This is a genomic window from Enterobacter wuhouensis (assembly GCF_004331265.1).
Lineage (GTDB): Bacteria > Pseudomonadota > Gammaproteobacteria > Enterobacterales > Enterobacteriaceae > Enterobacter > Enterobacter wuhouensis.
This window is the reverse complement of sequence record NZ_SJOO01000017.1, coordinates 16981-36776: the sequence shown is the minus strand read 5'-3', so window position 1 is coordinate 36776 and position 19796 is coordinate 16981. Positions and strand designations below refer to the sequence as shown.

Annotated in this window: 18 protein-coding genes; 15 read left to right on the top strand and 3 right to left on the bottom strand. The window is 56.1% G+C overall.

What is annotated here, in order from left to right; translation table 11 throughout:
• Positions 1-25 precede the first annotated feature (25 nt).
• The 15 genes from E0L20_RS22415 to E0L20_RS22345 all read left to right on the top strand — a co-directional run bounded on the left by E0L20_RS22415 (position 26) and on the right by E0L20_RS22345 (position 16957).
• The gene (locus tag E0L20_RS22415) at positions 26-2404 is read left to right on the top strand and encodes a DMSO/selenate family reductase complex A subunit (RefSeq protein ID WP_131635841.1); all 2379 of its coding nucleotides are present in this window, start codon (positions 26-28) and stop codon (positions 2402-2404) included.
• Positions 2401-3030, top strand: coding sequence for a DMSO/selenate family reductase complex B subunit (locus tag E0L20_RS22410; RefSeq protein ID WP_131635840.1), 630 nt, complete (start codon positions 2401-2403; stop codon positions 3028-3030). The genes E0L20_RS22415 and E0L20_RS22410 overlap by 4 nt, the downstream gene beginning before the upstream one ends.
• A complete protein-coding gene (locus tag E0L20_RS22405) occupies positions 3023-3802 on the top strand; it encodes a dimethyl sulfoxide reductase anchor subunit family protein (protein ID WP_131635839.1) in 780 nt (259 codons plus the stop codon). Before E0L20_RS22410 ends, E0L20_RS22405 begins: the two co-directional genes overlap by 8 nt.
• Positions 3802-4677 (top strand): 4Fe-4S binding protein, encoded by an 876-nt coding sequence (locus tag E0L20_RS22400; RefSeq protein ID WP_131635838.1) that lies wholly within the window; start codon positions 3802-3804, stop codon positions 4675-4677. The genes E0L20_RS22405 and E0L20_RS22400 overlap by 1 nt, the downstream gene beginning before the upstream one ends.
• 122 nt (positions 4678-4799) lie before the next feature.
• Complete coding sequence (ndk, locus tag E0L20_RS22395) at positions 4800-5231, top strand: nucleoside-diphosphate kinase (RefSeq protein ID WP_131635837.1); 432 nt, start codon at positions 4800-4802, stop codon at positions 5229-5231.
• 147 nt (positions 5232-5378) lie between these two features.
• Positions 5379-6545: a dual-specificity RNA methyltransferase RlmN gene (gene rlmN, locus E0L20_RS22390; protein ID WP_089597809.1), complete on the top strand. Its 1167-nt coding sequence runs from the start codon at positions 5379-5381 to the stop codon at positions 6543-6545.
• Between the two features lie 291 nt (positions 6546-6836).
• Positions 6837-7841, top strand: a complete 1005-nt coding sequence (gene rodZ / locus E0L20_RS22385; protein ID WP_131635836.1) for a cytoskeleton protein RodZ — start codon at positions 6837-6839, stop codon at positions 7839-7841.
• 26 nt (positions 7842-7867) lie between these two features.
• A complete protein-coding gene (ispG, locus tag E0L20_RS22380; RefSeq protein ID WP_131635835.1) occupies positions 7868-8986 on the top strand; it encodes a flavodoxin-dependent (E)-4-hydroxy-3-methylbut-2-enyl-diphosphate synthase in 1119 nt (372 codons plus the stop codon).
• Positions 8987-9066: 80 nt separating this feature from the next.
• Entirely contained in the window at positions 9067-10341 is a 1275-nt protein-coding gene (hisS, locus tag E0L20_RS22375; protein WP_131635834.1) for a histidine--tRNA ligase, read from the top strand.
• 13 nt (positions 10342-10354) lie between these two features.
• Positions 10355-10975: a YfgM family protein gene (locus E0L20_RS22370; RefSeq protein WP_131635833.1), complete on the top strand. Its 621-nt coding sequence runs from the start codon at positions 10355-10357 to the stop codon at positions 10973-10975.
• A gap of 10 nt (positions 10976-10985) precedes the next feature.
• Complete coding sequence (gene bamB / locus E0L20_RS22365; RefSeq protein WP_131635832.1) at positions 10986-12164, top strand: outer membrane protein assembly factor BamB; 1179 nt, start codon at positions 10986-10988, stop codon at positions 12162-12164.
• A gap of 112 nt (positions 12165-12276) precedes the next feature.
• Positions 12277-13749, top strand: coding sequence for a ribosome biogenesis GTPase Der (gene der, locus E0L20_RS22360; protein ID WP_131635831.1), 1473 nt, complete (start codon positions 12277-12279; stop codon positions 13747-13749).
• Positions 13750-14047: 298 nt separating this feature from the next.
• Entirely contained in the window at positions 14048-15589 is a 1542-nt protein-coding gene (locus E0L20_RS22355) for a peptide MFS transporter (protein WP_131635830.1), read from the top strand.
• Between the two features lie 61 nt (positions 15590-15650).
• Complete coding sequence (locus E0L20_RS22350) at positions 15651-16685, top strand: Gfo/Idh/MocA family oxidoreductase (protein WP_131635829.1); 1035 nt, start codon at positions 15651-15653, stop codon at positions 16683-16685.
• A gap of 50 nt (positions 16686-16735) precedes the next feature.
• Positions 16736-16957 carry a zinc ribbon domain-containing protein gene (locus E0L20_RS22345; protein ID WP_131635828.1) on the top strand — a complete coding sequence of 74 codons (222 nt, stop codon included), beginning with the start codon at positions 16736-16738 and terminating at the stop codon, positions 16955-16957.
• Here the strand turns inward: E0L20_RS22345 and E0L20_RS22340 are convergent.
• The 3 genes from E0L20_RS22340 to xseA are packed head-to-tail and all read right to left on the bottom strand — an operon-like array spanning position 16954 to position 19756.
• Positions 16954-17304 carry a protealysin inhibitor emfourin gene (locus E0L20_RS22340; protein WP_006811517.1) on the bottom strand — a complete coding sequence of 117 codons (351 nt, stop codon included), beginning with the start codon at positions 17302-17304 and terminating at the stop codon, positions 16954-16956. The genes E0L20_RS22345 and E0L20_RS22340 overlap by 4 nt on opposite strands.
• On the bottom strand, positions 17305-18324 hold the full coding sequence (locus E0L20_RS22335) for a M4 family metallopeptidase (RefSeq protein ID WP_131635827.1): 1020 nt from the start codon (positions 18322-18324) through the stop codon (positions 17305-17307).
• Between the two features lie 58 nt (positions 18325-18382).
• Positions 18383-19756 carry an exodeoxyribonuclease VII large subunit gene (gene xseA / locus E0L20_RS22330; RefSeq protein WP_131635826.1) on the bottom strand — a complete coding sequence of 458 codons (1374 nt, stop codon included), beginning with the start codon at positions 19754-19756 and terminating at the stop codon, positions 18383-18385.
• Positions 19757-19796 lie beyond the last annotated feature (40 nt).

Genomic DNA, 19796 nt, shown 5'->3' with positions numbered 1-19796 from the left:
GCGTTTTTATTTGAAGGAACGAGCAATGAACAAAGATAAAAGTCAGGAAGAAGACTTATTACACGGTATTTCTCGTCGTCATTTTATTCAGGCAGGGTCGGCACTGGCGACCCTGCCGTTTGTTGTGACGACGGGAAACGTGCAGGCAAAGGTCCCGGCATCATCAGAGAGCCTGCCTGAGGAAAAAGTTGTACAGACGTGCAGCACGTTTGACTGTGGCGGAAAATGCGATATTCGCGCTCACGTAAGCGACGGCGTAGTCACCCGAATCTCCACGCGTCCGGATAATGAATTAGATCCTCAAATGCCCGTTATGCGCGCGTGCGTTCGTGGTCGCGCCTACAGAAAATTTGTATACCATCCAGACCGTCTGAAATATCCGATGAAGCGCGTGGGAAAACGCGGGGAAGGTAAGTTCGAACGTATTTCATGGGATGAAGCCACCACGCTTATTGCCAGCCAATTAAAAACGCTTACACAAAAATATGGCGCCGCATCGCGCTATGTCCATGTGGGCACAGCGGTTTCAGGCGGCACCTTTTCCGGCGATAAAATGGTCCGTCGTCTGCTCAACATGACCGGTGGCTATCTTGAAAGTTATCACTCGGTCAGTATGGGCAACACGGCGGCGGCAACGCCTTATACCTACGGCACCGCCGCCAGCGGCAGTTCGCTGGATACGTTACTGGACACAAAGCTGGTCATCCTCTGGGGGCATAACCCTACGGAGACCATATTCGGCCACAGTAACTACTTCTTCCAGAAGATGAAGCAAAACGGCACCCGATTTATTGTGGTCGATCCCCGTTATTCCGATACCGTTTCATCGCTTGCCGATCAATGGATACCGCTGCTTCCCACTACCGATAACGCGCTAATGGATGCGATGATGTACACGATCGTCACGGAAAATCTGCACGATCGCGAGTTTATCGACCGCTATACCCTGGGCTTTGACGAGTCCTCTATGCCGGAAGGCGTACCGGCCAATGAATCTCTGTTCGCCTATCTGAGCGGTGCCAAAGACGGCGTGGCGAAAACGCCAGAGTGGGCGGAAAAAATCACCCACGTGCCTGCGCAGACCATCCGCCAGCTGGCGCGGGACTACGCAACCACCAAACCCGCCGCGCTGATTCAGGGCTGGGGACCGCAGCGACATAACTGCGGCGAGCGCACCGCGCGCGGCTCGACGTTACTGGCAACCCTGACCGGCAACGTCGGGGTGAAAGGCGGTTGGGCGGCAGGCTACGGCGGCTGCGCTAACCGAAAATTTGCGGCGGGCCCCGAGATGCCGGATAACCCGGTGAAAGCCAAAATATCGGTGATGAACTGGGTTCAGGCCGCCGATGATGCGTCAAAGGTAACGCCGGACGTCGGCCTGAAGGATGCGGAAAAGCTCGACAGCAATATTCGCATCCTGTTCTCGCTGGCGGGCAACTACCTGGCGAACCAGAACCCTGATCTTCACCAGGCCACGCGCGTTCTGGAAGATGAGTCAAAAATTCAGTTTATCGTCGCAAGCGATCTGTTCATGACGCCAAGCGCAAAATACGCCGATCTGCTGCTGCCGGAAACCAGCTTTATGGAGCGCTGGAACATTGGGGAAACCTGGGGCACGGCAAGCTATCTCATCCTTTCAGAAAAACTGATTGAACCCGAATTTGAACGCCGTTCGGACTACGACTGGCTGCGCGACGTTGCCGCTAAGCTGGGCATAGAGCATGCATTCAGCGAGGGGCGGGACGAGAAGGGCTGGATTGAGCACATCTGGGAGCAGACCCGGCTGGCGATGCCGGACGAAAATCTTCCCGACTTCGCAACGCTGCAAAAAACGCGTCAGCATCTGTTCAAAAGCGCGCCGTTCGTCGCCTTTGAAGACAACATACGCGATCCGCAACATCACCCGTTCCCGACGCCGTCCGGGAAGATTGAGATCTTCTCGAAGCGCCTGTACGACATGCATCATCCGGAAATACCGGCGCTATCGCACTATGTGCCTGCCCACGAGGGGCCGGAGGATGAGCTGACGAAAACCTTCCCGCTCCAGCTGATTACCTGGAAAGGTAAAAACCGCGCCAATTCCACGCAGTATGCCAACCCGTGGCTGATTGAGGCGCAGCAGCAGAAGCTGTGGATTAACCCGCAGGATGCACAACAGCGCGGTATAGCCCAGGGCGACGCCGTGCGTATTCATAACGCGCGCGGCGTATGCGAGATCCCCGCGGAGGTTACGCCGCGCATTATTCCGGGCGTGGTGGCGATGCAGGCGGGTGCCTGGTGGCAGCCGGACGAGCAGGGTATCGATAAAGGCGGTTGCGCGAACGTGCTCAGTTCAGCCCGTATCACCGCGCTGGCGAAAGGGAATTCACATCAAACCATGCTGGTGGAGGTAGCGAAAGCATGAGTCAGTTCAAACACTACGCGCCGGTCAGCGACAAACAGCTGGGCTTTTATATCGACTCGTCGCGCTGCTCCGGGTGTAAAGCCTGCCAGGTGGCCTGCAAAGATAAAAATAATCTTGAAGTCGGGCGTCGTTTCCGCCGCGTGTACGAAGTCAACGGCGGAAACTTCATCCCAACCGGCCAGGGCGGCGTCAGCAATAACGTTTTTGCCTACACGCTCTCTATTTCCTGTAACCACTGTGCAGATCCCATCTGTACTAAAAACTGCCCGACCACCGCGATGCACAAGCGGCCGGGGGATGGCATCGTGCGCGTTGATACGGACAAGTGCGTTGGATGCGGATACTGCGCATGGTCATGCCCGTACGGCGCGCCACAGCTCAACGAGCAAACCGGACAGATGTCGAAATGCGATCTCTGCGTGGATCTGCAGGCTAAGGGGGAGCAGCCCGTCTGCGTGGCAACCTGTCCGCTGGAAGCAATCAAATTCGGCCCGATAGATGAACTACGGGCGAAGTACGGTACGGTCTGTGACGTAAAGGGCTTACCTGATTCCTCCATCACAAAACCGAATCTGGTCATCAAGGCGCATTCGGGTTCAGAGAAAGAGGGGAAACATCATGCATGAGTTGCCGCTGCTGATATTTACACTATTCCTGCAGGGATCGGTTGGCGTGACGCTCTGGCTGGCGCTTGGTAGCACGACCTCTTCGCCGCGCAGCGTGATATCCGCCGCCGCGGGGGCGTTTGTTCTTGCCAGCCTTGGGCTTCTCGCCTCGGCGCTGCATATGGGCTACCCGCTCAATGCCCTGAACGCGCTGCGCCATGTTTCCAGCTCCTGGCTGAGCCGTGAAATCATTTTTGCCAGCCTCTATCTGGCGGCGCTGGGCCTTGCAATTCTGCTCTTGTTTGCGAATAAGCCCGGCTGGAAGCTGCTTCTGGTTGTTGCGGGTATTATTGGACTGGTGGATGTGTTCTGCATGGCGCAAATCTACATGCACGCCTCCGTCGTGACGTGGCAGCACGTTAACACGCTGGTGCTGTTTATGGGATCGGTGGGGATTATGGGTTCGGCCTGTATGGCTGCCAGGGCAAAAAATCACCGCGCTGCGGTCGCGATTGTCGTTCTGCTGGTCCTTGCACGCCTGCTTATGCAACCCGTCTGGCTGGCTGATATTTACGCCGCTGACAGCAGCGTCGTGACGTTCCCGCATGCTCCTTTGCAGATGCTTGAACAGCTTCGCGCCGTACACTTGCTGAGCTGGTGCGTCTCCGTTCTCGGCATGCTCTGCTTTGCAGCGGGGGGGCTGAAGTCCGCACGCGGCACAATGCTGATAGGGAGCGCACTGCTGATTGTCGGCGAACTGATGCTGCGCTTCGTTTTCTTCAGTATCGGCTGATGGTGGATCTGAACTTTGGCCCGGCGGTGGACGTGACGCAGGAATGCGTCCGTCACCGCTTCCGCCGCGCCTCCTGTCGTGCCTGTGCGGACGTTTGTCCCGCGCAGGTCTTCTCGTTTTCGGATACCGGCGTCCTGATAGAGAAAAGCCTCTGCGTAGAATGCGGTGACTGCCTGTTTGTCTGTCCGACAGAGGCGATTACCGGCATCGCGCCGCGAAAACGATTTCTCAAGAACGACACGCTCGCTGGGCCTTTTACCGCACGCGCGGCCACCATTCACGAATTGTTGCTCTGGCACGCGGTGCATGGCGTTCGCTTTATCAGCCTTGAAGCGGAGCAATATCCCGCATGGATGGCGGCGCTTGCCGGGCTTAACCTTGTCCTGCGTCGACGAGGTGAAACCGTCTGGGGTTTTAAACCCTGGGAGAAATATGAGGTAAACGTCGCGCGTCGGGCGCTTATTCATATCCCGCAAGAGGACGTTACGGCCTGCGCCGTGCAGCCCGGGAAACGAGCGCAGCGTGCGGCTTTCCCCGATATCAGTGAAGCGGATATTGTTCTCAACGCCGAGAAATGCATGCTGTGCGGTGCCTGCTGGCGAAGCTGCTCTGAAAACGCGATTCGTTTTGAGCAACACGTGCTGATCGTCGAGGCTGCACGCTGTACCGGCTGCGGAGGATGCGAGGCGGTCTGTCAGCATCACGCGCTTGAGGTAACGAATAAAGAATCGAAAGCATCGATAACAACCTATCCGACGTATGCGGCTATCTGTACCGCGTGTCACCGTCCGTTCTGGTCGTTTCATCCTGACCAGAAGCAGTGTGCGCTTTGTCTGCACCACCCGCACGGCATGAGAAACCCGGACTGTTGCTAATCTTCGTCTCATTTTAAAAAAATGTTATGTGGAACCATAGGCAATGGCGCTATTGCTCATTATAATCCGCGCCACACCATACTCCGGTATGCAAAACAACAGAACATTTGACAGAGGTTATCATGGCTATTGAACGTACTTTTTCCATCATCAAGCCAAACGCGGTGGCAAAAAACGTTATTGGCAGCATCTTCTCTCGCTTTGAATCAGCAGGGTTTAAGATCGTTGGCACCAAAATGCTGCACCTGACCGTTGAGCAGGCTCGCGGTTTCTATGCTGAACACGAAGGTCGCCCATTCTTTGACGGTCTGGTCGAGTTCATGACTTCTGGCCCGATCGTGGTATCCGTACTGGAAGGCGAAAACGCGGTACAGCGTCACCGCGACCTGCTGGGTGCAACTAACCCGGACAACGCGCTGGCAGGTACTCTGCGCGCGGACTACGCGGACAGCTTCACCGAGAACGGCACCCACGGTTCCGACTCAGTTGAATCTGCCGCTCGCGAAATCGCGTTCTTCTTCGCAGAAGGCGAAGTGTGCGCACGCACTCGCTAATATTTTCGTAAATGCCGCGTGCAAACGTGGCATCCCTGCGCCAGACTTTGTACAATGCAACGCCCCGGATGAGCAAACTGCTTTCCGGGGCGTTTCTTTTCAACCCTCCACGGGCCATAACGTGTAACAACGAGGCCGGAAAAAATTATGTCTGAATTAGTGAATACCTCCGAAGTCGCCATTCCTGCGGTTCCAAATAAAAATGGAAAAATCAACCTGCTGGATCTGAACCGTCAGCAGATGCGCGAGTTCTTCAAAGATATGGGTGAGAAGCCGTTTCGTGCCGATCAGGTAATGAAATGGATGTACCACTATTGCAGCGACAACTTTGATGACATGACGGACATCAACAAAGTGCTGCGCAACAAGCTCAAAGAAGTGGCTGAAATCCGCGCTCCTGAAGTCGTGGAAGAACAGCGCTCATCCGATGGCACCATCAAGTGGGCGATTGCCGTGGGCGATCAGCGCGTTGAAACCGTCTATATTCCGGAAGATGACCGCGCCACGCTGTGCGTCTCTTCTCAGGTAGGATGCGCGCTGGAGTGCAAATTCTGCTCTACCGCGCAGCAAGGCTTTAACCGTAACCTGCGCGTGTCTGAGATTATCGGCCAGGTGTGGCGTGCTGCGAAGATCGTTGGCGCGGCAAAAGTGACCGGCACCCGCCCAATCACCAACGTGGTGATGATGGGGATGGGTGAACCGCTGCTTAACCTGACCAACGTGGTGCCTGCCATGGAAATCATGCTCGACGACTTCGGCTTTGGTCTGTCCAAGCGTCGCGTAACGCTCTCTACCTCTGGCGTAGTGCCTGCGCTGGATAAGCTGGGCGACATGATTGACGTGGCGCTGGCCATCTCCCTGCATGCGCCGAACGATGCCATCCGTGACGAAATTGTACCGATCAACAAAAAGTACAATATCGAAACCTTCCTCGCTGGCGTGCGCCGTTACCTGGAAAAATCCAATGCGAACCAGGGCCGCGTGACCATCGAATACGTGATGCTCGATCACGTGAACGACGGCACCGAGCACGCGCACGAGCTGGCGGAGCTGCTGAAAGATACGCCGTGTAAGATTAACCTGATCCCATGGAACCCGTTCCCGGGCGCGCCGTACGGCCGTAGCTCGAACAGCCGAATTGACCGCTTCTCCAAGGTATTAATGGAGTACGGCTTCACCACCATCGTGCGTAAAACCCGTGGGGATGATATCGATGCGGCATGCGGACAGCTGGCGGGCGACGTCATCGACCGTACCAAACGTACGCTGCGTAAGCGCATGCAGGGTGAGACCATCGCGGTCAAAGCTGTTTGATTATTATGCTTCACGGCGCATTCTCTGCGCCGTGAAGCATAATCTTACTGAATAATCAGCCAAATTCGTGTTGATTGATTAATAATTACGGTGCGTTTCATACGACTTTCGGGCAGTATGTAACGACGTAACAACAGTTTAGCCACGCGGGCAGAGCTGCACTGTCATCTCCGGGCTGACAGTCTTATACTCTTTGTTCAAGGTTAACTGACCAGAAGTTTCGCGGTGCGGGTGGCATTGTGACTCACCGGCACCTGAACCCTTATTTTCACGTACCAGTAGTTGTAGCGAATGAATACTGAAGCCACTCACGACCAAAATGAAGCACTCTCCACTGGCGTTCGTCTTCGCAACGCCCGTGAACAACTCGGACTCAGCCAGCAAGCTGTTGCAGAACGCTTGTGCCTGAAGGTTTCCACGGTTCGCGATATTGAAGAAGATAAGGCGCCTGCCGATCTGGCTTCAACATTTCTGCGCGGTTATATCCGCTCATACGCAAAACTGGTGCATATCCCCGAAGAAGAATTACTGCCGATGATGGAGAAGCAGGCGCCGGTTCGTGCAGCAAAAGTTGCGCCGATGCAGACCTTCTCTCTGGGTAAACGTCGTAAAAAGCGTGACGGCTGGCTGATGAGCTTTACCTGGCTGGTGCTGTTTGTGGTTGTCGGCCTGACGGGCGCATGGTGGTGGCAAAACCACAAGGCGCAGCAGGAAGAGATCACCACGATGGCCGATCAGTCCTCGGCTGAGCTGAATCAATCCGGAAATGATAACGCGCAGAGCGTGCCGCTGAGTACTGAAGGCGCGGCAACCTCCAGCGAACCACAGACGGCGGCGACAGATACGCCAGCAACCGATGCTGCACAGACGCCAGAAGCCACGGCTAGCGCGGGCTCTGCGCCTCAAACTCAGGACCCGAACGCGGTGGTTTCGCCTTCCCAGGCTAACGTTGATACCGCTCCGGCAGCAACAGCGAATGACAGTGCCGCTTCACTGCCTACGGACCCGGCCGGCACCGCAACGCCTGCTGCCGATCCAAACGCGCTGGTGATGAATTTCAGCGCCGACTGCTGGTTAGAAGTGACCGACGCAACGGGCAAAAAGCTGTTTAGCGGCCTGCAGCGTAAAGACGGCACGTTAAACCTAACCGGTGAGGCACCGTATAAACTTAAAATCGGCGCTCCGGCAGCGGTTCAGATCCAGTATCAAGGAAAACCTGTCGACCTGAGCCGCTTTATCAGAACTAACCAGGTTGCGCGTCTTACCGTTAATGCCGAACAATCAGCAGCACAGTAACAGACGGGCTACGCGGGAGATTTTTCATGCATAACCAGGCTCCGATTCAACGTAGAAAATCGAAACGGATTTACGTTGGGAATGTGCCAATCGGCGACGGCGCGCCTATCGCCGTCCAGTCGATGACCAATACGCGCACCACGGATGTGGAAGCGACGGTCAATCAAATCAAAGCATTAGAGCGCGTGGGCGCGGACATTGTTCGCGTTTCCGTGCCGACAATGGATGCCGCTGAGGCTTTTAAACTGATCAAACAGCAGGTCAGCGTGCCGCTGGTTGCGGATATTCACTTCGACTACCGCATTGCGCTGAAGGTCGCTGAATACGGCGTCGACTGCCTGCGTATTAACCCAGGCAACATCGGCAACGAAGAGCGTATCCGCATGGTTGTGGACTGCGCCCGCGATAAAAATATTCCTATCCGTATCGGCGTCAACGCCGGTTCACTGGAAAAAGATCTCCAGGAAAAATACGGTGAGCCAACGCCTCAGGCGCTGCTCGAATCCGCCATGCGTCACGTAGATCATCTGGATCGTCTTAACTTCGATCAGTTCAAGGTAAGCGTTAAAGCGTCCGATGTTTTCCTGGCAGTAGAGTCCTATCGCCTGCTGGCAAAACAGATCGAACAGCCGCTGCACCTTGGGATCACCGAAGCCGGTGGCCTGCGCAGCGGTTCTGTGAAGTCTGCGATTGGTCTGGGCCTGCTGCTCTCCGAAGGGATCGGTGATACGCTGCGCGTCTCGCTGGCGGCGGATCCGGTAGAAGAGATCAAGGTCGGTTTCGATATTCTGAAATCACTGCGTATCCGCGCGCGCGGCATCAACTTCATTGCCTGCCCAACCTGTTCGCGTCAGGAATTTGACGTGATCGGCACGGTAAATGCCCTGGAGCAGCGTCTGGAAGACATCATCACCCCTATGGACGTGTCCATTATCGGGTGCGTGGTGAACGGTCCGGGCGAAGCGCTGGTGTCAACCCTGGGCGTGACCGGCGGCAACAAGAAAAGTGGTCTCTATGAAGATGGCGTTCGCAAAGATCGTCTGGATAATAGTGACATGATCGACCAGCTTGAAGCCCGCATTCGCGCCAAGGCGACGATGCTGGATGAAGCGCAGCGCATCAGCGTTCAGCAGGTTGAAAAATAACGTGATGGGAAGCCGCGAGCTTCCCATGTATGATTGAACCCATTCTTTGGGTTTTTTTTGTATATAGAAAGAGAATAAACGTGGCAAAGAACATTCAAGCCATCCGCGGCATGAACGATTATCTGCCTGGCGAAACCGCCATCTGGCAGCGCATTGAAGGCACACTGAAACAGGTGCTCGGCAGCTACGGTTACAGCGAAATCCGTTTGCCGATTGTAGAGCAGACCCCGTTATTCAAACGCGCTATCGGTGAAGTGACCGACGTGGTTGAAAAAGAGATGTATACCTTTGAGGATCGCAACGGCGACAGCCTGACCCTGCGTCCGGAAGGTACGGCGGGCTGCGTACGCGCCGGCATCGAACATGGTCTTCTGTACAATCAGGAGCAGCGCCTGTGGTATATCGGCCCAATGTTCCGCCACGAACGTCCGCAGAAAGGCCGTTATCGCCAGTTCAACCAGCTGGGTGTGGAAGTTTTCGGCCTGCAGGGGCCAGACATCGACGCCGAGCTGATCATGCTGACAGCCCGCTGGTGGCGCGCGCTCGGTATCTCTGAGCATGTTTCACTGGAGCTGAACTCTATTGGCTCTCTGGAAGCGCGCGCTAACTACCGCGATGCGCTGGTTGCTTTCCTGGAACAGCATAAAGACAAGCTTGATGAAGACTGCAAGCGTCGTATGTACAGCAACCCGCTGCGCGTTCTCGATTCCAAGAATCCGGACGTACAGGCGCTGCTGAACGATGCGCCTGCGCTGGGCGATTACCTCGACGAGGATTCACGCGAGCACTTTGCTGGCCTGTGCAAGCTGCTGGAAGCGGCGGGCATTGCCTATACCGTCAACCAGCGTCTGGTGCGCGGTCTGGACTACTATAACCGTACCGTTTTTGAATGGGTCACTTCGAGCCTGGGTTCGCAAGGAACGGTCTGCGCAGGCGGTCGTTATGACGGCCTGGTTGAGCAGCTGGGTGGTCGCGCTGCGCCGGGTGTCGGTTTTGCAATGGGCCTTGAGCGACTTGTTTTGCTGGTTCAGGCAGTTAATCCGGAATTTAAAGCAGATTCCGTTGTCGATATATACCTGGTGGCCTCAGGTGCGGATACGCAGCCTGCGGCGATGCAGCTTGCCGAACGCGTGCGTGATGCACTGCCGGACGTTAAGCTGATGACCAACCATGGCGGCGGCAACTTCAAAAAACAGTTTGCTCGTGCCGATAAGTGGGGCGCAAGTATCGCACTGGTGCTGGGTGAGTCCGAAGTGGCTAACGGCGAAGTGGTGGTAAAAGACCTGCGCTCTGGTGAGCAAACAACGGTAACGCAGGACGGCGTTGCGGCGCACTTGCGCACTCTATTGGGCTAAGGAGAAAGACGGCGTGGAAATGTACGAAAACGAACACGATCAGGTCGATGCGATTAAACGCTTCTTTGCTGAGAACGGCAAAGCCCTGGTTGTTGGGGTTATTTTAGGTGTGGGTGCCTTAGTTGGCTGGCGCTACTGGAACAACCATCAGGCTGATTCCGCGCGCGGCTCGTCTCTGAGCTACGAAAATACCGTTAGCGCGATTCGTGCTGACCAGCCACAGACGCTGACGGCGGCAGAGAAATTTGCTGCGGACAATAAAAACACCTACGGTGCGTTGGCCGCGCTGGAAGTGGCTCAGCAGTACGTTGATAAGAACGAGCTGGACAAAGCCGCTGCACAGCTGTCGCAGGGGCTTGCGGCTGCAAGCGATGATAATCTGAAAGCGGTCATCACTCTGCGCCTGGCGCGTATCCAGGTTCAGCAGAAAAAAGCTGATGAAGCGCTGAAAACGCTCGATACCATCAAAGGCGAAGGCTTTGCTGCCATCGTTGCCGATCTGCGCGGTGAAGCACTGCTGAGCAAAGGTGACAAAGCGGGCGCGCGTAAAGCGTGGCAAGCTGGCGTAGACAGCAACGCTTCACCTGCGCTGAGCGAAATGATGCAGATGAAAATAAATAATTTGTCCGTCTGAGAGGGACCCGATGCAATTGCGTAAATTACTTCTGCCAGGACTGCTTTCCGTTACGTTATTGAGTGGCTGTTCACTGTTCAGTGGCGAAGAAGATGTTGTCAAAATGTCCCCGCTGCCGACGGTTGAAAACCAGTTTACGCCGTCCACCGCATGGGACGTCTCCGTGGGTGACGGTATTGGTGACTTTTATTCCAACCTGCATCCGGCATATGCGGACAGCGTTGTCTATGCCGCCGACCGTAAAGGCACCGTGAAAGCGGTCAATGCCGACGACGGGAAAGAAGTGTGGTCCGTTAACCTGGCGGAAAAAGACGGCTGGTTCTCCCGTAAGCCTGCACTGCTGTCTGGCGGCCTGACCGTTGCCGGCGGTCACGTCTACGTAGGTAGTGAAAAGGCGCAGGTTTATGCGCTGAACAGCAGCGACGGTTCTATTGCCTGGCAAACAACCGTTGCCGGTGAATCCCTGTCTCGTCCAGTGGTGAGCGACGGTCTGGTGCTGATTCATACCAGCAACGGCCAGCTGCAGGCGCTGAACGAAGCTGACGGTCTGGTAAAATGGACGGTTAACCTGGATATGCCAGCGCTCTCCCTGCGCGGTGAATCCGCGCCGGCAACGGCGTTTGGTGCGGCCATTGTTGGCGGTGACAACGGTCGCGTGAGCGCCGTGCTGATGCAGCAGGGCCAGATGATTTGGCAGCAGCGTATCTCCCAGGCGACCGGTTCTACTGAGATCGACCGTCTGAGCGACGTAGATACGACGCCGGTTATCGTTGACGGTGTCGTTTACGCCCTGGCCTACAACGGCAACCTGACCGCGCTGGACCTGCGCAGCGGCCAGATCATGTGGAAACGTGAGCTGGGCTCCGTGAATGATTTCGTTGTTGATGGCAACCGTATCTATATGGTTGACCAGAACGATCGCCTGCTGGCACTGAGCACCGACGGTGGCGTCACGCTGTGGACGCAAAGCGATCTGCTGCACCGTCTGCTGACGTCACCGGCCCTGTACAACGGTAGCCTGGTGGTGGGTGATAGCGAAGGTTACATGCACTGGATTGACCCTGAAACGGGCCGCTTCACGGCGCAGCAAAAAGTCGACAGTTCCGGTTTCCTGACGGACCCGGTTGTGGCTGACGGCAAACTGCTGATTCAGGCAAAAGACGGCACGCTGTACGCGATCACGCGTTAATTAACCGGCGGTTGTAGTATACTAAACGGCTCCTGTTCACTCAGGAGCCGTTTTGACATTTTTAAAAACGCCGCAAAAGCGACGTTTATTTGAATTTTATGAGGCTTCAAACATGGTACCTGTGGTCGCGCTTGTCGGGCGCCCTAACGTTGGAAAATCCACTCTTTTTAACCGTTTAACACGCACCCGTGATGCGCTGGTTGCGGATTTCCCGGGGCTGACGCGTGACCGTAAGTACGGTCGTGCAGAGGTGGAAGGACGCGAGTTCATCTGTATCGATACCGGTGGTATTGACGGTACGGAAGACGGCGTTGAAACCCGCATGGCGGAACAGTCTCTGCTGGCGATTGAAGAAGCGGACGTGGTGCTGTTCATGGTGGATGCCCGTGCTGGCCTGATGCCTGCAGACTCCGCTATTGCAAAACACCTGCGCGCGCGTGAAAAGCCAACCTTCCTGGTGGCGAACAAAACTGACGGCATTGATGCCGATCAGGCCGTTGCGGATTTCTGGTCTTTAGGGCTGGGTGACATCTACCCGATTGCGGCCTCTCACGGTCGTGGCGTGACCAGCCTGCTTGAAACCGTTCTTCTGCCATGGGTTGACGAAGTGAATCCACCGGAAGAAGTGGACGAAGACGCAGAGTACTGGGCGCAGTTCGAAGAAAGTGAAGAGGGCGAAGAAGAGCCTGAAGACACCTTCAACCCGCAGGATCTGCCTATCAAGCTGGCTATCGTGGGGCGTCCAAACGTAGGTAAGTCTACGCTTACTAACCGTATTCTCGGTGAAGAGCGCGTTGTGGTTTACGACATGCCGGGCACCACGCGCGACAGTATCTACATTCCCATGCAGCGCGATGAACGTGAGTTTGTCCTCATCGACACTGCGGGCGTGCGCAAGCGTGGGAAGATCACTGACGTGGTGGAAAAATTCTCCGTCATTAAAACGCTGCAGGCAATCGAAGATGCCAACGTGGTGCTGCTGGTTATCGACGCGCGCGAAGGTATTTCCGATCAGGATCTCTCTCTGCTCGGCTTTATCCTGAATAGTGGGCGCTCACTGGTTATCGTGGTTAACAAGTGGGATGGCCTGAGCAACGAAGTGAGAGAGCAGGTGAAAGAGACCCTGGACTTCCGTCTGGGCTTTATCGACTTCGCTCGCGTGCACTTCATCTCTGCGCTGCACGGCAGCGGCGTGGGCAACTTGTTCGAATCCGTTCGCGAAGCCTATGACAGCTCGACCCGTCGTCAGAGCACCGCTATGCTGACCCGTATCATGAACATGGCTGCAGAAGACCATCAGCCGCCATTGGTTCGCGGTCGTCGCGTGAAGCTGAAATATGCTCACGCCGGTGGTTACAACCCGCCAATCGTGGTAATTCACGGTAACCAGGTAAAAGACCTGCCGGATTCCTACAAGCGCTATCTGATGAACTACTTCCGCAAATCCCTGGACGTGATGGGTACGCCTATTCGTATTCAGTTCAAGGAAGGGGAAAACCCGTTTGCGAACAAGCGTAACACCCTGACGCCAAACCAGATGCGTAAGCGTAAGCGTTTGATTAAGCATATTAAGAAAAGCAAATAATCACTGCCTGTCTCACAAAACCCGCGCCAGTCGCGGGTTTTTTTCGTCCTTTCACACCGCCAGCTATACCTGTGTGATGTCAATCACTATTCGCTTTTAACCATCTTTAAATCCAGAAAAGTAGACAATCATCGAATTTTCGTCTTAAAGTCCAGGGTCCGGTACTAGACAAAACTAGCGCCTGGTTATCAAATGGTTAACTAATTTTTCGCCGCATGTAAAAAATCGGTCAGATACGTAACTGGCCGGCGTACATGCTGGTGTTTACAAGCACGACACATACCTTTTCGGGAGAATTATGCAATCCTCTGTTAATCAAAAAGAAAGCCGAACGTTCTTCGGCCATCCGTATCCGCTCGGTTCGCTGTTCTTTACCGAGATGTGGGAACGTTTCTCGTTTTACGGCATTCGCCCGCTACTGATCCTGTTTATGGCGGCCACCGTTTATGACGGCGGGATGGGGCTGGCGCGTGAAAACGCCTCGGCGATTGTGGGGATCTTTGCCGGTACCATGTACCTGGCGGCGCTGCCGGGCGGCTGGCTGGCGGATAACTGGCTCGGTCAGCAAAAAGCCGTCTGGTACGGATCAATCCTGATTGCGCTCGGCCACCTGTCGATTGCGCTCTCTGCCTTTATGGGCGACAACCTGTTCTTTATCGGCCTGATGTTCATTGTGCTCGGCTCTGGTCTGTTCAAAACCTGTATCTCGGTGATGGTCGGGACCCTGTACAAAAAGGGCGATGCGCGTCGTGACGGCGGCTTTTCGCTGTTCTACATGGGCATCAACATGGGCTCATTCATTGCGCCATTGATTTCCGGCTGGCTGATTAAATCTCACGGCTGGCACTGGGGCTTTGGTATCGGCGGTATCGGGATGCTGGTGGCGCTGATCATCTTCCGCATTTTTGCCGTTCCGGCGATGAAACGCTACGACAGCGAAGTCGGCCTGGATTCCACCTGGAACAGCCCGGTGGTAAAACGCAACGGCGTAGGCGCATGGCTGCTGGCGCTGGCGGTAGGCGTTGCCGTCATCGTGACGCTGATTGCGCAGGGCGTGATTGTGATCAACCCGGTTGCGGTTGCCAGCGTGCTGGTTTACGTGATTGCCGCTTCCGTTGCGCTCTATTTTATCTACCTGTTCATTTTCGCGGGTCTGAACCGTAAAGAGCGCGCCAGACTGCTGGTCTGCTTTATCCTGCTGGTCTCCGCCGCGTTCTTCTGGTCCGCGTTTGAGCAAAAGCCAACCTCGTTCAACCTGTTTGCTAACGACTACACTAACCGTACGATCGGCAGTTTTGAAATTCCGGCGGTGTGGTTCCAGTCGATCAACGCCCTGTTTATTATCCTGCTGGCCCCGGTGTTCAGCTGGGCATGGCCTAAGCTCGCGAGCATGAACATTCGCCCGAGCAGCATCACCAAGTTTGTTATTGGTATTCTGTGCGCGGCGGCAGGTTTTGGCCTGATGATGCTCGCTGCACAAAACGTGCTGAACAACGGTGGGGCAGGCGTGTCCCCGTTCTGGCTGGTGGGCAGTATCCTGATGCTCACCCTCGGCGAGCTGTGCCTGAGCCCGATTGGTCTGGCGACCATGACCCTGCTGGCACCGGACAGAATGCGCGGTCAGATGATGGGTCTGTGGTTCTGCGCAAGTGCGCTGGGTAACCTGGCGGCTGGCCTGATTGGCGGCCACGTGAAGGCCGATCAGCTGGATATGCTGCCCGATCTCTTCGCGCGCTGCTCCATCGCGCTGCTGATTTGTGCTGCGGTTCTGATCGTCCTCATTGTTCCTGTGCGCCGCATGCTGGAAAATGCGCAGACTAAGCCGGCCTCTGACGCCTGATAAACCTCGATCTTGCCGGGGTAAGGTTATGCCCCGGCAATTTACTTAACGAGGTAAGACTATGCTGTTAGGGTTTGTTGGTCTTGGGGCCGTGGTTGAAACGGCGTACCTGCCCGCAATACGAAAACTTTTTGATACTCCCCCTCACTATTTAGGCTTTGATATCCAGCCCGTAAAACAGCCGGAGGGCATAACGCGCTGCGCGTCACTTGCTGAACTTCTTTCCCAGCCGCTTGATACCCTGTTTATTACCACGTCGTCGCTGCACCATCTTGAGGTGCTTGAACACGCTCTCGCCTCATCGGTTTCCCGCATCGTGGTTGAAAAACCGATTGTTGCCACGCTTCCTCAAACAGAAAAACTCAATGCGCTGCTGGCGAACCCTGACGCCGCCTCCCGCGTGCTGGCGCTCGATCACTGGATGGGGCGCCTTGAAACGGTGAAGCGGGGGCTTGTCTCTGCCTTTTCTGACATCATCAAAATTGACGGTTTTTTGCAGGAGCCGAGCGGATATAACGCTGCAGGGGAACCCATCGCGCTTAACTTTGCCACGGGCGAGCCGGACGCGCGTACGCTTCGCCACCCTGATGGCGTGATTCTGGATATCGGTACGCACGTGCTGGCGACGCTGCGCGAAACGGTGCGCTATCTGGGCGGGAATGATGAGATGACGCTGCAGGTCGTCACGGCTAAAGACCGCCTGGGGCGCGATATCGCAAAAGGCGACCTGACCACGGCGGAAGGCGACGCGCATCTTCAGGGAATCATCAGCGGCGTACCGGTGGATATCTGGCTTAACAAATACGCTGGACCTGCGGGCGGGCAAAAAGGTTTACGTCTTTATCTGCGTGACGGGCGCATCATCAGCTACGACCGACGCGGCGCGAAAGATGTGCTGGAGCTTGTGAATGGCGACATGCGACATAGCTGGGAAATCCCCGGTACAATTTACGAGCACTGTCTTGCAGAGCATATTCTGGGCGCCAACAGCCTGTTTGAACGGGACCCGCACGAGGTGAGCCGCACGACGCGCCGCAGGGTCGAGGAGGTGACGCTGCTGCTGACGTTACAGCAGCAGCTGCGTGGCCCGCACTGAACGTAACGTGGTAAAATTACCGCAGACCTGAACGCTTTAAAGGAGTCACTATGACGATTACCTGCCCGGATTGCCAGGCACCGCTTGAGCCCCTGAACGGGGTGGCGCACTGCGACAGCTGTAATAAAGATATTGCGCTTGAAGCCCGCTGCCCGGAGTGCCATCAGCCGCTCCAGGTATTAAAAGCCTGCGGCGCGGTGAACTATTTCTGCCAGAACGGCCACGGTCTTATCTCTAAAAAACGCGTGGAGTTTGTCCGGGTCGAAGGTTAATCGCAGACGCAGCCTTCGCCCTTCTGCCACAGCTCGACCAGCGATTCCGGCGCTTCCTGCTCGGGCACCAGCACGATGATGTCGGCATAGTGCGCCTGATTTTGCCCGGTCCAGATAATCTGAATGCGGAAATAGCGCTGGTCGCCGCTGCCGGGAGAAGAGGCTTGTCCTGGCGGCTGGCCGCGTGGAAAAGCCTGTTCCAGAATGCTCACCAGGCGCTGGCGCTGGGCCTCATTGAGCGAGGAGAGCGCGATGGTGCGCTGTCCGCTCAGCTTGGGAATAAAAGCGACGCCGCCTTCCCGGGCCAGCTCAACCACGGCGTCATCCGTCAGTTCCGGAACCTGCATTTACAACACTCCCACCTGTTCCCAGGCTTGTTTAATGGCCGCACCAGCGTCGCCACCGGAGCGTTTCTCGCCGTGCGCGATCGTCAGTTTTGCGAAGGCCTCAAAATCCGCATCCTGCGCCAGATTGCGATCGCAAACCGTGTCGTACCAGGCATAACCCGCTTTTTCCCAGGCGTGGCCGCCGATCGCCGTCGCGGCCAGATAAAATGCCCGGTTAGGGATGCCGGAGTTCAGATGCACGCCGCCGTTGTCCTCGCGCGTTTTAATGAAATCTTTCATGTGCGCAGGCTGCGGGTCTTTGCCGAGCAGAGGATCGTCATAGGCGGTGCCGGGTTCAGACATCGAGCGCAGCCCTTTGCCGTTAATCCCTTTCGCCAGCAGCCCTTCACCAATGAGCCAGTCAGCTTTATCGGCGGTTTGCTTCAGATGGTACTGTTTGACCAGCGAGCCAAACACGTCCGACAGAGACTCGTTCAGCGCGCCCGACTGTTCAAAATAGATAAGCCCGGCTTCGGTCTCGGTCACGCCGTGGCTCAGCTCGTGCGCCACCACGTCGATGGCGATGGTAAAGCGGTTGAAGATTTCCCCGTCGCCGTCGCCGAATACCATCTGCTGACCGTTCCAGAAGGCGTTCTGATATTCCCGACCGTAATGCACGGTGCCGGTTAAAATCAGCCCTTTATTATCGAGCGAATCACGCTGATATTCTTTCCAGAAGAAATCATGGGTAATACCTAAATAGCTATAGGCTTCATCCACCGCCACATCGCCGTTCGACGGCTGGCCTTCGTAACGCACCTGCGTACCCGGCAGCTCCTGGGTCTGCTTCGCGTCGTAAATATCGCGCTCCAGCTGTCCGGCTTTATTCACGTGCGGCGCGGCGGGTTTGCCGGGCATGTGGGCCATCAGCGTCTGGACGTGGGTTAAGGTCTGACGGGCACAGCGCTGCTGCGGCTCGGAACCGCTTTCGATTATACGGCGAAGGATATAGGGGGGAATTACGCTGTGAAGATGGGGCATGCTGCTCTCCTTATTAAAAAAGGGAATAGCAGCAGTATAGTAAGTAACCGGCGAAGAATTATCCGGTTTTACGCTGACGCGTCTTTTTCACCGGTTTAATTGATTTCACTTCGCTTTCTACCCAGCCGTCGGAAAGACGCGTCGTCAGTACATCCCCGGCTTTAACCTGCTTCGTTTGCTTCAGCACTTTGCCGTCCGTCGCCGTCGTCACGCTATAGCCGCGCGCCAGCGTGGAGAGGGGGCTGACCGCTTCAAGGTGCGTCACCGCATTGCCAAAACGTTCGCGGGTGGTGCTCAATCGGGCGCGGACAGTCTCCGCCAGACGATACTCCAGCTGCTGGATCCGGCTTTGCGCGCGATAAATTTTCGGCTGCGGGTTCTGCTGGTTCAGGCGCTGCGTCACGCGCAGCTGGCGTGATACCGCGCGCTTAAGCTGCGCGTCCACCGCAAAACTCATGCGTTGACGCAGGCGCTCCAGCACGGTCTGCTGGCGGGCAAGGCGCAGCTGCGGGTGCTGCTGCTGAAGACGATGATGAAGCTGGGTGAAGCGGCGGGTGCGATTCGCGAGGAAGTAGTCCATCGCCATCTCAAGACGCTGCTGACCGTTCTGGATCTGGCGAAGCAGCTCCAGCTGGTTACGGCTCACCACTTCCGCCGCTGCGGACGGCGTAGGAGCACGTAAATCCGCAACAAAATCGGCTATCGTGACGTCCGTTTCGTGGCCGACGGCGCTCACCACGGGGATAAGGCTTGCAAAGATTGCCCGCGCCACGCGCTCGTCGTTAAAGCTCCACAGGTCTTCCAGCGAGCCGCCGCCGCGCCCGACGATTAATACGTCGCACTCCTGACGGGCGTTCGCCAGCTCAATGGCGCGAACGATCTGGCCCGGCGCATCGTCACCCTGAACGGCGGTCGGGTAGATGATGACGGGCAGGGAAGGGTCGCGACGCTTTAACACGTGCAAAATATCGTGCAGAGCCGCACCGGTTTTTGAGGTGATGACCCCAACGCAGTGGGCAGGAGAGGGCAGCGGTTTTTTGAACTGCTGGTCGAACAGCCCCTCGGCAGAGAGCCTGGCTTTTAACTGTTCATACTTCTGCTGCAGCAAACCTTCACCCGCAGGCTGCATGCTCTCGACGATGATCTGATAGTCGCCGCGCGGTTCATACAGGGTGATATTGGCGCGGACCAGAACCTGCTGGCCGTGCTGAGGACGGAACGTCACGCGGCGGTTGCTGTTGCGGAACATCGCGCAGCGCACCTGGGCGGTGTCGTCTTTCAGCGTAAAGTACCAGTGGCCGGACGACGGCTGCGTGAAGTTAGAAATTTCACCGCTGATCCAGACCTGCCCCATTTCCTGCTCAAGCAGCAAACGCACCGTCTGATTAAGGCGGCTGACAGTATAAATTGAGGGGGATTGAGAGGATAACATGTGAGCGGGATCAAATTCTAAATCAGCAAGTTATTCAGTC

Excerpts from the sequence above, each read along its gene's own strand:
- ndk (WP_131635837.1), top strand. The coding sequence starts at position 4,800 with ATGGCTATTGAACGTACTTTTTCCATCATCAAGCCAAACGCGGTGGCA.
- E0L20_RS22350 (WP_131635829.1), top strand. The coding sequence starts at position 15,651 with ATGCTGTTAGGGTTTGTTGGTCTTGGGGCCGTGGTTGAAACGGCGTAC.
- ispG (WP_131635835.1), top strand. The coding sequence starts at position 7,868 with ATGCATAACCAGGCTCCGATTCAACGTAGAAAATCGAAACGGATTTAC.
- E0L20_RS22340 (WP_006811517.1), bottom strand. The coding sequence starts at position 17,304 with ATGCAGGTTCCGGAACTGACGGATGACGCCGTGGTTGAGCTGGCCCGG.
- rodZ (WP_131635836.1), top strand. The coding sequence starts at position 6,837 with ATGAATACTGAAGCCACTCACGACCAAAATGAAGCACTCTCCACTGGC.
- rlmN (WP_089597809.1), top strand. The coding sequence starts at position 5,379 with ATGTCTGAATTAGTGAATACCTCCGAAGTCGCCATTCCTGCGGTTCCA.
- der (WP_131635831.1), top strand. The coding sequence starts at position 12,277 with ATGGTACCTGTGGTCGCGCTTGTCGGGCGCCCTAACGTTGGAAAATCC.
- E0L20_RS22410 (WP_131635840.1), top strand. The coding sequence starts at position 2,401 with ATGAGTCAGTTCAAACACTACGCGCCGGTCAGCGACAAACAGCTGGGC.
- E0L20_RS22345 (WP_131635828.1), top strand. The coding sequence starts at position 16,736 with ATGACGATTACCTGCCCGGATTGCCAGGCACCGCTTGAGCCCCTGAAC.
- E0L20_RS22400 (WP_131635838.1), top strand. The coding sequence starts at position 3,802 with ATGGTGGATCTGAACTTTGGCCCGGCGGTGGACGTGACGCAGGAATGC.
- E0L20_RS22415 (WP_131635841.1), top strand. The coding sequence starts at position 26 with ATGAACAAAGATAAAAGTCAGGAAGAAGACTTATTACACGGTATTTCT.
- E0L20_RS22355 (WP_131635830.1), top strand. The coding sequence starts at position 14,048 with ATGCAATCCTCTGTTAATCAAAAAGAAAGCCGAACGTTCTTCGGCCAT.
- xseA (WP_131635826.1), bottom strand. The coding sequence starts at position 19,756 with ATGTTATCCTCTCAATCCCCCTCAATTTATACTGTCAGCCGCCTTAAT.
- E0L20_RS22335 (WP_131635827.1), bottom strand. The coding sequence starts at position 18,324 with ATGCCCCATCTTCACAGCGTAATTCCCCCCTATATCCTTCGCCGTATA.
- bamB (WP_131635832.1), top strand. The coding sequence starts at position 10,986 with ATGCAATTGCGTAAATTACTTCTGCCAGGACTGCTTTCCGTTACGTTA.
- E0L20_RS22405 (WP_131635839.1), top strand. The coding sequence starts at position 3,023 with ATGCATGAGTTGCCGCTGCTGATATTTACACTATTCCTGCAGGGATCG.